10 protein-coding genes and 1 rRNA gene are annotated in these 10038 nt (G+C 71.7%); 8 read left to right on the plus strand and 3 right to left on the minus strand.

Annotated features, from left to right (window positions below):
* Nucleotides 1–45: 45 nt before the first annotated feature.
* The gene (locus BM419_RS09280; RefSeq protein WP_042669679.1) at nt 46–597 is read left to right on the plus strand and encodes an A24 family peptidase; all 552 of its coding nucleotides are present in this window, start codon (nt 46–48) and stop codon (nt 595–597) included.
* A 66-nt stretch (nt 598–663) separates the two neighbouring features.
* Nucleotides 664–1398 (plus strand): M48 family metallopeptidase, encoded by a 735-nt coding sequence (locus tag BM419_RS09285; RefSeq protein WP_091926262.1) that lies wholly within the window; start codon nt 664–666, stop codon nt 1396–1398.
* An 18-nt stretch (nt 1399–1416) separates the two neighbouring features.
* On the opposite strand, the gene BM419_RS09290 is transcribed toward BM419_RS09285, so the two are convergent.
* Nucleotides 1417–1791: a hypothetical protein gene (locus BM419_RS09290; protein WP_020092489.1), complete on the minus strand. Its 375-nt coding sequence runs from the start codon at nt 1789–1791 to the stop codon at nt 1417–1419.
* A 231-nt stretch (nt 1792–2022) separates the two neighbouring features.
* Between BM419_RS09290 and BM419_RS09295 the strand changes: the two genes are divergently transcribed.
* From BM419_RS09295 to BM419_RS09310, 4 genes are read left to right on the plus strand one after another with little or no spacing between them, the layout of a single operon-like run.
* Nucleotides 2023–2511, plus strand: coding sequence for an invasion associated locus B family protein (locus BM419_RS09295; protein ID WP_210383334.1), 489 nt, complete (start codon nt 2023–2025; stop codon nt 2509–2511).
* Between the two features lie 23 nt (nt 2512–2534).
* Nucleotides 2535–3212 carry a hypothetical protein gene (locus tag BM419_RS09300; protein ID WP_244540729.1) on the plus strand — a complete coding sequence of 226 codons (678 nt, stop codon included), beginning with the start codon at nt 2535–2537 and terminating at the stop codon, nt 3210–3212.
* On the plus strand, nt 3124–5247 hold the full coding sequence (locus BM419_RS09305) for a glycosyltransferase family 2 protein (protein WP_244540730.1): 2124 nt from the start codon (nt 3124–3126) through the stop codon (nt 5245–5247). Before BM419_RS09300 ends, BM419_RS09305 begins: the two co-directional genes overlap by 89 nt.
* Nucleotides 5244–6878 (plus strand): glycosyltransferase, encoded by a 1635-nt coding sequence (locus BM419_RS09310; RefSeq protein ID WP_091926264.1) that lies wholly within the window; start codon nt 5244–5246, stop codon nt 6876–6878. The genes BM419_RS09305 and BM419_RS09310 overlap by 4 nt, the downstream gene beginning before the upstream one ends.
* Before the next feature lie 6 nt (nt 6879–6884).
* Here the strand turns inward: BM419_RS09310 and purC are convergent, their stop codons facing one another.
* Nucleotides 6885–7679 carry a phosphoribosylaminoimidazolesuccinocarboxamide synthase gene (gene purC / locus BM419_RS09315; protein WP_010684691.1) on the minus strand — a complete coding sequence of 265 codons (795 nt, stop codon included), beginning with the start codon at nt 7677–7679 and terminating at the stop codon, nt 6885–6887.
* A gap of 241 nt (nt 7680–7920) precedes the next feature.
* Nucleotides 7921–8601, minus strand: coding sequence for an endonuclease III (gene nth / locus BM419_RS09320; RefSeq protein WP_091926281.1), 681 nt, complete (start codon nt 8599–8601; stop codon nt 7921–7923).
* Between the two features lie 239 nt (nt 8602–8840).
* Here nth and BM419_RS09325 point away from each other — a divergent pair, with 239 nt between their 5' ends.
* Together BM419_RS09325 and BM419_RS09330 are read left to right on the plus strand one after the other, a co-directional pair.
* Nucleotides 8841–9362, plus strand: coding sequence for a DUF2244 domain-containing protein (locus BM419_RS09325; RefSeq protein WP_020092482.1), 522 nt, complete (start codon nt 8841–8843; stop codon nt 9360–9362).
* A gap of 471 nt (nt 9363–9833) precedes the next feature.
* Nucleotides 9834–10038, plus strand: a 16S ribosomal RNA gene (locus tag BM419_RS09330); the annotation flags it as partial.

Raw genomic sequence — 10038 nt, forward strand, 5'->3', positions numbered from 1 at the left:
ACCGCATTGTGTGACGCGACAGGCTGCGACGACATGGGCGCCGAGATGGTCGGTTCAGCGACGGCAAGTCTGGGACTGGCGGGTCTGGGCCCGGCCGGTTTTGGTCTCCTGATCCTGTTTCCCTTCCTGATGGCCTACGCGGCCGCCAGCGACCTGCTCACCATGCTGATCCCGAACCGGATCTCCCTCGCCCTCGTGGCCGGGTTCGCGCTGCTGGCCCTGACGAGCTCGATGAGCTGGACCGAGATCGGCTTCCACTGCGCCGCCGGTGCGGTCGTCCTGCTCGTCACGTTCACGCTGTTCGCCTTCGGCGTCATCGGCGGCGGCGACGCGAAGCTCGCGGCCGCCACGGCCCTGTGGCTCGGCTTCGACGGCCTCGGCGACTACCTCCTGGTGGCCTCGGTGTTCGGCGGTGCCCTGACCCTGGCGATCCTGTTCGCGCGGACGCACCCGCTGCCCGGCCGGATCGCGCGCATGCCGTTCGCCCTGCACCTGCACGACGCCAAGACCGGGATCCCGTACGGGATCGCGCTGGCCGCCGCCGCGCTCCTCGTCCTCCCCGAGACCGACGTCTGGACCCGGGCCCTCGCCAGCTGAGGCCGCCGCGGCGATTCAGAGACGCGGGATCTGGAGCCCCGGGCCCGGCCCAGCTAGAAGTCGCGCATGCCCCTCGCGCTGCTGCGTCGCCCCGATCCCGATCATCTTGAGGTCCAGCACGAGGGGGCCAGCCTCCGCATCGCCCTCCGTCGGCGGCCGACCGCGCGCCGCATCACGCTCCGCGTGTCGGCCGCCACCGGCGAGGCCGTGATCACCCTGCCGAGCCGCACCGCCATCAACACGGCGCAGCGCTTCGCGGCGAGCCACGCGGAGTGGATCGCCGCGCGCCTGGCGCGCGTGCCGACCCGCGTGCTCTTCGAGCTCGGAGCCAGCCTGCCGCTCCGCGGTGAGCCCCACCGGATCAGCCAGCGCGGCACCCGGAGCGGTCCCGTCCGCATCGAGTCCGTCGAGGGGGAGGCGGTGCTGTCGGTGTCGTGCGACGCCGCCCACGTGGCGCGCCGGGTCCGCGACTTCCTGGCCCGCGAGGCCAAGCGCGACCTGACCGGAGCGATCGAGCGCTACGCGGCGCGGCTCGGGCAGCGGCCGGTCCGGGTCACGCTGCGCGATACCCGCAGTCGCTGGGGATCCTGCACGGCCCGCGGCGAGCTGAACTTCTCGTGGCGCCTGATCCTCGCGCCGCCGATGGTGCTCGACTACTTGGTCGCCCACGAGATGGCGCATCTGCGCGAGATGAACCACTCCCCGCGCTTCTGGGCGCTGGTGCAGGCGCTCTGCCCGAACACCGACGCTGCCGAAGCGTGGCTCAAGCGCCACGGCACCGGCCTGCATCGCTACGGCTGAGCCGACCTCAGCCCCGCCTCAGCCCTTGACGCGGAGCACCCGCTGGCGCGCCACGGCATCCGCCGGCCAGCTCGGGCGGGGATCGACCTGCCCGGGGCTGAGGGTGCGCGGCGCGACGCTGTCGCAGATCTCCCGCTGGCGGATGATCACCGGGTTGCCGAACTCGTCCCGGCGGCGGACCAGGCCGCCGTCCCTGCAGTAGCCGGCGATGGCCGCCTGACCGTTGCGGCGGCCGTACGGGTTCGCCGCCACGGGCGGATGCTCGATCACCAGCGTGTCCGAGTGGTTCAGCGAGCGTTCGATGTAGGTGGTCTCTCCGACCGGCAGGGACTGGGCTCCCGCCTGCGCGAGGGTGGCCACCAAGCAGGCGGCCGAGAGAGTGAGCGGGCGCATCACGGCGTCAAAATCCGGCGCTGGAGGAGTGTTCGAACACAATCTAGGCCGCTGAAACCGTTACGGGTAGCGCCGACGCGCAACACCGCGCCCGCATCGCTTGACAGCGCGGGGCGGACCATGGTCGGAACACGCCCGATTGTACGGCTCCCGCCGGTCCTCGGCCGGAGCGTTCCGAAGGGATCGGTGGTGCCGCTTCACGCGAGGCTCGTTCGTTTCCGGCGCGCCGCGCTGCCGGTTCTCCTCGCCCTCGTCGCGGCGGCACTGGCGCCCGCCGGGCCGGCCGCGGCTCAGGGCATGGTGCGCAAGACCTTCGACGATTGGCAGCTGCGCTGCGAGACGCCCGCCGGCGCGAAGGCCGAGCAGTGCGCCCTCGTCCAGTATCTCGCCGCCGAGGACAGGCCCAACCTGACCCTCGTGGTCATCGTCCTCAAGACCGCCGACAATCGCGGTTACCTGCTGCGGGTGGTGGCGCCGCTGGGCGTTCTCCTGCCTTCCGGCCTCGGCCTGAAGATCGACCAGACGGATATCGGCCGCGCCGGCTTCGTCCGCTGCCTCACCACCGGGTGCGTGGCCGAGGTCGTGATGGATGACGGGCTGATCCGCCAGTTCAAGAACGGCACGCAGGCCACCTTCATCGTGTTCCAGACGCCCGAGGAGGGCGTCGGCATCCCGCTGTCGATGAAGGGCTTCGCGGCCGGGTTCGACAGCCTGAAATGACGGTGCGGTTCGGGAGCCGTGCGATGATCGGACATCGGAACAGGAGCCTCACGCGGTCCCCGGACATGGCCCGGCGCCGGACCGTCGCTCTCCGGCTCGGCGGCTTTGTGCTCGCCGCGTCGCTCGCCGCCACGGCCCCGGGCCGGGCCGAGGAGGGCAACATCTTCTCCAACCTGTTCAAGTACGGCGGCACGACGGTCCCGCCGTCGCAGCCCGAAGCCCTCGACCCGGCCTATTGCCCGACGGTCGAGGTCGCGGAAGGCGGGGCCGCCTCGCGCACGCTCGCGGGCGACACGGTGCGCACCCAGTTCTCCCTCGGCCGTCTCGCCCGCGAATGCACGCGGCGTCAGGACGGCTCGATCACCGTCAAGGTGGGCGCCGAGATCAACGTCCTGCTCGGGCCGGCGGGCGCGCCGGGCCGGTTCGATGTGCCGGTGACGTTCCAGATCCGCCACGACGGCAAGACCGTCTCGAGCCGCACCGAGCGGGCCAGCGTGATCGTCGGGCCCGGAGAGGCGCAGGGCTTCGCCACGGTCGTGGCCGACGAGCTGCAGGTTCCGGCCGCCATGACGGCCGATTACGACATCGCGGTGGGTATCGGGACCGGCAAGGGTGCGGGCGGCAAGCCCGCCGCGAAACCGCGCCGCCGCAAACCGGCTGTCGCCGCGGCGCCACCCGGCGGAGGCGACGCTGCCCAGTGACGCCGCGGCGCGCCTCGGCGATCCGACCCCGCTGATTGCCCGGACCGGCCGCGACAGGCTCTGGCTCGGCCGGAAGACCCGGTTCCGGCTGGAATCCACGGACGATCCCGTCTTCGATCGCCGCCTCGTGCTCCCGGACCATCCCGCCGGCTGGATCGTGCTGAGCTATGCCGGCGATCCGACGAATGCGCCCCGGCGCCCGATCCTCCGCGTCCTGCGAGGGCCTGACGAGACGGTCCAAGACTTCCTCCTGCCGGGAGCCGCGCAGGGGCTCGCCCACTGGCTCGGGCTGATCCCCTCCGATACCCGGGAGATCCGTCTCTCTGCCGGTGCGGACTTCGCCCTCGAGCGGGTCGGCGCCCGGCGCGAGGTCGAGGTGCTCGCGCAGTGCCTCCTGCGCAGGCCCTGGCGCTGCGTCTCCGCCCTCTACGAGCGCGCCCGCGGCTCGGAACGGCGCTACCGCGACATCCTGCGCGGCGCCTGCGCGGTGACCCCGATGGCCCGGTTCCCGGCCTGGGCCGCCGCCCGGACCCGGCCCGCCCGCGTCGCGCCCTCCGCCCTGCGGATCCGCTGCGTCGTTCTCGCGCGAGCCGAGGACGCGGCGGCGCTGTCGGCCACGCGCGACGCGCTGAACGCGCAGACGCACCGTCCCGAGTCGATCCAGGTCGCGTGGGCGGGGACGCCGCCCGCATCGGTCGACGGGCCGCTGTCGCATCGAACCTGGGATGGGGCTTCCGGCTTCGACGAACTTTCCGGCGAGGCGGACGCCCTGTGCCTGCTGCGCCCCGGCGACGTCCCGGAGCCGGAGGCCCTGGCGCTGCTGGCCCAGGCCCTGTCGGGAGCGGACATCGCCTACGGCGACGCGGTCGGCCCCGACGGTCGCCCGCAACTGAAGCCGGACTGGAGCCCGGACCTCGCCCTGGCGACCGGCTATCCCGGGTTTCCCCTGCTCCTGTCGCGGGCGTGGCTGGCCGCGGCCATGGCGCGCCCGGTCGGCCCGATGGCCGCGCTCGCGCCGGCCATCGCGATCGCGGCGATGACCACCGCCGCGCGGGTGGCGCATGTCCCGCGGATCCTCGCCCGCACCGCCGGAGACGGTCTCGACCCGTCGGCCCGGACCGCGGCGCTGGACGCGCACCGGTCCCGACAGCCGCTGTTCCGCGCCGGGATCCACGACGGTGCCGTTCGCCTCGCGTGGCCCCTGCCGGATCCGGTGCCGCTGGTGAGCGTCGTCATCCCGTCGCGCGACCGCCTCGACCTGATCACCCGCGTCTGCCGCGGGGTGCTCCACGAGACAGCCTACGCGGCGATCGAGCTGATCATCGTCGACAACGGCTCCACCGATCCAGCGGTGCTCGACCACTACGCGACCCTGCGCGGCGATCCGCGCGTCCGGATCCTCATGGACCCGCAGCCCTTCAACTTCGCCGCGATGGTCAACACCGGCGTCGCCGCGGCGTCCGGGACGATCGTCGTCCTGCTGAACAACGACGTCGCCGTGCTGGAGCCGAGCTGGCTCGAGGCCATGGTCCGGCAGGCGTGCCGGCCGGAGGTCGGCGCCGTCGGGGCGAAGCTTCTCTACGGCGACGGCACGCTGCAGCATGCCGGCGTCGTCGTCGGCCTCGGCGGCCGGGCCGGCCACATCCTGCGCCGCCGGCCCGGTGACACGCCGGGCCATCTCGGCCAGCTGCGGGTGGCGCACGAGGTCTCGGCGGTGACGGCCGCCTGCCTCGCCGTCGCGCGGGAGAAGTACCTGGCGGTGGGCGGCTTCGACGCCGAGGCATTCCCGGTCGACTTCAACGACGTCGATTTCTGCCTCCGCCTCGGCGCCGCCGGCTGGAAGACGGTCTGGACGCCGGCCGCGACGCTGGCCCATCTCGAATCCGTCAGCCGCGGTCCGTCCGTCGGGGCCAAGCGCGCCCGCTTCGAGCAGGAGGCCGCCCGCTTCTCCGAGCGCTGGCGGGCCGTGATCCGGCACGATCCGTTCTACCACCCCGCCCTGTCGGTCACGACGTTCGGCGAGGATCTGGAATGACGCCGCGGTCGGACGGCGCATCGGACGGCGCGTCGGGCCACGATGCCGCGACGTATCTCGGACCGTCGCGCCGCTCCTGGCGCGCGCTGGTGGGCGCGACGCGCCAGCTCCTCGCGCATCCCCGGGCGGCGGCCGCGATCCTGCGCGCGCGCGTGACGGGTAAGCGCCTGCGCGCCCGGCAGGCGCTCGCCGCCCTGATCGGGATCGACCATCGGCTCGCCCTGCCGCCCGGGATCCTCGACGGCTTCCCCCCCGCGCCGGCCGGTCCGGCAGACGCGATCCGCCTGATCGGCGACGGGGTCCTCGTCGCCGGTGCGCCCGGCCGCATCGCCGCCGCGTTCGCGCGCGAGCCCGACCTGCAGGCGCTGTACGGCGACGCCTTGGTGCAGGAGAGACCCGGCGGCGCGGTGCTGCCGCTTCTGCCGCCGGTCTTCGACGCCGACCGGCTCGCGGCCCTCGATTATCTCGGACCCGTGCTGGCCTGCCGACGCGGCGCCCTCGAGCCCGGCGACGATCCCGGCAGTCCCGCCGAGGCCGCATTCCGCATCGCGGAGCGCTTCGGTCCCGGCGCCATCGGCCACCTGCCGGAGATCCTGTCGGTCCGGCGCGGCGCCTCGACCGCGACGCGGGGCGGCGAAACCGGGCGCGTCCCCCACCACGCGCTGGTGCGCGATCACCTCGACCGGACAGGGCGGGAGGGCGTTGGCGTGGCCGTCGGGCTCGACGGTCTCGTGCAGGTCGAGCATCCCCTGCCGGACGAGCGGCCCTTGGCGAGCCTCATCGTGCCGACCCGCGACCGCCTGGATCTCCTGCGCCCCTGCCTCGAGAGCCTCCGAGGCTGCACCGACTGGCCGTCGACCGAGATCATCGTCTGCGACAACGACAGTCGCGAGCCCGAGACGCTGGCCTACCTGCGGGCGCTGGAGGGGGAGGGGAGGGGGCACGTCGTCCCCTGGCCCGGGCCGTTCAACTTCGCCGCGATGAACAACGCCGCCGCGGCCCGCGCCCGCGGCAGGCTGCTGGTCTTCGTCAACAACGACGTCGAGGCCTTCCGGCCCGACTGGCTGTCCCGCATGGCCCGGGAGGCCCTCCGTCCGGACGTGGGGGCGGTCGGTGCCAAGCTCCTCGACGGCGAGGGCCGGATCCAGCACGGCGGCATCGTGCTCGGCACCGGCGGCCTCGTCACCCACGGGCACCGGCACTTTCCCGGCGATGCCCCCGGCTACCTCGGGACCCTGCGCGTCACCCACACGGTGTCGGCGGTGACCGCGGCGTGCCTGGCCGTCGAGGCGGCGAAGTTCCGCGCGGTCGGCGGCTTCGACGAGGCGGTCTTCGCGGTCGACTTCAACGACGTCGATCTCTGCCTGCGCCTGAACGCGGCCGGCTACCGCACGCTCCTGGTCCCCGGGGCGGTCCTCCATCACCGCGAGGCGGCGAGCCGCCGCTGGACCCGAGAGGCCCGGGCCCGCCACGCGCGCGAGATCGCGGCTCTGAGAACGCGATGGGGGTCGCTGCTGGTGCAGGACCCCCATTATCACCCGGGCTTCGACCCGGAACTCTCGACCCACGCGCGGCTGCGCGCGGGGTTTCCCGAGGCCGGACCGGCGCCCCTGCGCCGGCCGGGCGCCTGACCGGGCCTACTGTACGAGGCGCGGGCCGCCGCCCTGGACCTTCTCGTTCTCCGACATGATGCCGAGCCGCTTGGCGACCTCGGTATAGGCCTCGATCAGGCCGCCGAGATCCTTGCGGAACCGGTCCTTGTCGAGCTTGTCGGAGGACTTGATGTCCCAGAGCCGGCAGGAATCCGGGGAGATCTCGTCGGCGACGACGATGCGCATCATGTCGCCTTCCCAGAGGCGGCCGGTCTCCATCTTGAAATCGACCAGCCGGATGCCGACGCCGAGGAAGAGACCCGACAGGAAGTCGTTGACGCGGATCGCCAGCGCCATGATGTCGTCGATCTCCTGGGGCGTCGCCCAGCCGAAGGCGGTGATGTGCTCCTCGGAGACCATCGGATCGTTCAGCGCGTCGTTCTTGTAGTAGAACTCGATGATCGAGCGCGGCAGCTGCGTGCCTTCCTCCAGGCCGAGGCGCGTCGCCAGCGACCCGGCCGCGACGTTGCGCACCACGACCTCGAGGGGGATGATCTCGACTTCGCGGATCAGCTGCTCGCGCATGTTCAACCGGCGGATGAAGTGCGTCGGCACGCCGATGTCGTTGAGGTGCTGGAAGACGAACTCCGAGATCCGGTTGTTCAGCACGCCCTTGCCGTCGATGACCTCGTGCTTCTTCGCGTTGAAGGCCGTCGCGTCATCCTTGAAGTGCTGGATGAGCGTGCCGGGCTCCGGCCCCTCGTAGAGGACCTTCGCCTTGCCCTCGTAGATGCGACGGCGGCGATTCATAGGCGTGTACCGTGGTTTGAGGAAGTCCATGGGCCGAGGCTCCTGATGCGCGACGATGGGGAGGAATCCGCGGCGCGGCGACCGGACGCGAGGTCGGGCCGCCGGACGGCCTCTGCCCGAGGGCCCCGGCGACCGGCCGCCAAACTAGCGGAAGCGGGCTTCCAGCACAACGCGTTAGCCCGCAGGGCGGGATTGCGGAGGCCGGTCGGGACGTGCCCGGGACGACCTTCGCGACCCGTCGCGCGCGCGTCTCGCGGTCGTCGTGCGGTCGTCAATCGATCGTCTTGGACGGGTAGCGGCAGAGGTCGGCGATGAGGCAGCGCGGGCATTCGGGCTTGCGCGCCTTGCAGGTGTAGCGTCCGTGGAGAATCAGCCAGTGATGGGCGTGGAGGCGGTAGGCGTCCGGCACGATCGCCTCGAGTCCGGCCTGGACCTTGTCGGTCGTCGCGCCGACGAAGAGCGGGATCCGGTTCGAGACCCTGAAGATGTGGGTGTCGACGGCGATCCGCGGAACCCCGAAGGCGATGTTGAGCACCACGCTCGCGGTCTTGGCACCGACCCCGGGCAGGACCTGCAGGGCCTCCAGGCTCGCCGGGACCGCGCCGCCGTGCGTTTCCACGAGGATGCGCGAGAGGGCGACCACGTTCTTCGCCTTGGTGTTGAACAGCCCGATCGTGCGCACGAAGTCGCGGACCCGGTCCTCGCCGAGCGCCAGCATCTTCTCGGGCGTGTCGGCGACCGCGAAGAGCGGGCCGGTGGCGAGGTTGACGCCGCGGTCGGTCGCCTGGGCCGACAGCACCACGGCGACGAGGAGCGTGAACGGATTGACGTAGTGGAGCTCGCCCTTGGGCTCCGGCTCCGCCGCCTGAAAGCGGCGGAAGATCTCGGCGAGGGTAGCCGCGTCGACGGCCTCGGGAGCCGTGTCCACTTGCGCGGTGACGGCCGGCCCGATCGGACCCCCGAGCCGCGCGGAGACGGCGCTCTCGGATGCTCCCTTGGACGCCCGCCCGGACGCCTTCTTGGACGCTCCCACGGCCTTGCTCCCGGACCTGCCCTTGCCCCGCCGCGTCGGGGCTGTCCCGGATACCGTCTCGGACGCGGTCTCGGCCGGTCCCGCGGCGGCGCGACCGGCGCGATCCGTCACGGGCGGGGGAGTCTTTCTGGCGGGCATCGGCGCGTTATATGGATCGCATGGCGAGCGGCAATCCTTCCGTCCACCCGTACGGGCTCGATCCGGACACGATCGACCGGCCCGTCTTCACCGCGACGATCCGGCCGCACCAGTCGTTGAGCCGGCGCGGCTTCCGGGTGGTCATGACCGGCTGCTGCGCGGTCTCGGTCGCCGTGTCGGTCTGGGCGTGGCGCATGGGCTTCTGGCCCGTGGCCGGCTTCTTCGGCCTCGACATGCTGGCGATCTACGCGGCGCTGAAGGTGAGCTTCCGGCGCGGGCGCTCCTTCGAGGAGGTGATGATCTCGCAGATCGAGATCCTGCTCGCCCGGGTCAGCCACCGCGGTGAGCGGCGGGAGTGGCGGTTCAATCCGCTCTGGACCAAGCTCGAGACGGTCGAGGACGACGAGTACGGCCTCCAGCGCCTGACCCTGGTCTCGCGCCGGCAGCAGGCGCTGGTCGCGCGCGACGCCGGGCCGGACGAGCGGGCGCGGGTAGCCCAGGGGCTCAGCGCGGCGCTCGCGCAGGTGAAGAAGGGGTACTGACCGGATCCCGGACCTCTCTGGCCTCCTGAGAGGGCAGGGAGGCGTCGCGGCAGCGATCGCCCGGGCCGTGCGAAAAAACAGCCCGGAGATGGAACAGGGCTGTTGACGGGCAAATTCGAGGGCTCTATACCCCGGCTCATCGGCGCCGGCCGCGGAAGTGGACCGGGCGCTGAGCCATCTTCTGACAAGCGGCGGGATTGGCCGGCGGGATTGCCGGGCGGTCTTCTGTTTGCCTCTGATGAGCCTCGGGCGACCGAGGCGTTCTTTGACAAGTTGGATTGAGGAAGGGAGACGCGGGCGGCGTTTGTCCTTGCGGCCAGGTCGAAAGACCTAGCGTGAGTAGACTTGTGCCGATCTGTTGTTCTTCTTTCTGAGCTCACCGACGGGTGTTCTGGCGCTGTGAAGCGTCTGGCACTTGGTCGATGTGAGGCTCCGTCTGAGAATACACGTGATCGGCCAGATCAATCTCTTCAACGTGAGAGTTTGATCCTGGCTCAGAGCGAACGCTGGCGGCAGGCTTAACACATGCAAGTCGAGCGGGCCCTTCGGGGTCAGCGGCGGACGGGTGAGTAACGCGTGGGAACGTGCCTTCTGGTTCGGAATAACCCTGGGAAACTAGGGCTAATACCGGATACGCCCTTATGGGGAAAGGTTTACTGCCGGAAGATCGGCCCGC

Source organism: Methylobacterium sp. yr668 (genome assembly GCF_900116245.1).
GTDB lineage: Bacteria > Pseudomonadota > Alphaproteobacteria > Rhizobiales > Beijerinckiaceae > Methylobacterium.

Bases quoted from the DNA above. Each gene is read 5' to 3' on its own strand.
- BM419_RS09285 (WP_091926262.1), top strand. From the start codon at position 664: ATGCCCCTCGCGCTGCTGCGTCGCCCCGATCCCGATCATCTTGAGGTC.
- BM419_RS09325 (WP_020092482.1), top strand. From the start codon at position 8,841: ATGGCGAGCGGCAATCCTTCCGTCCACCCGTACGGGCTCGATCCGGAC.
- BM419_RS09280 (WP_042669679.1), top strand. From the start codon at position 46: ATGGTCGGTTCAGCGACGGCAAGTCTGGGACTGGCGGGTCTGGGCCCG.
- BM419_RS09300 (WP_244540729.1), top strand. From the start codon at position 2,535: ATGATCGGACATCGGAACAGGAGCCTCACGCGGTCCCCGGACATGGCC.
- BM419_RS09290 (WP_020092489.1), bottom strand. From the start codon at position 1,791: ATGCGCCCGCTCACTCTCTCGGCCGCCTGCTTGGTGGCCACCCTCGCG.
- purC (WP_010684691.1), bottom strand. From the start codon at position 7,679: ATGGACTTCCTCAAACCACGGTACACGCCTATGAATCGCCGCCGTCGC.
- BM419_RS09310 (WP_091926264.1), top strand. From the start codon at position 5,244: ATGACGCCGCGGTCGGACGGCGCATCGGACGGCGCGTCGGGCCACGAT.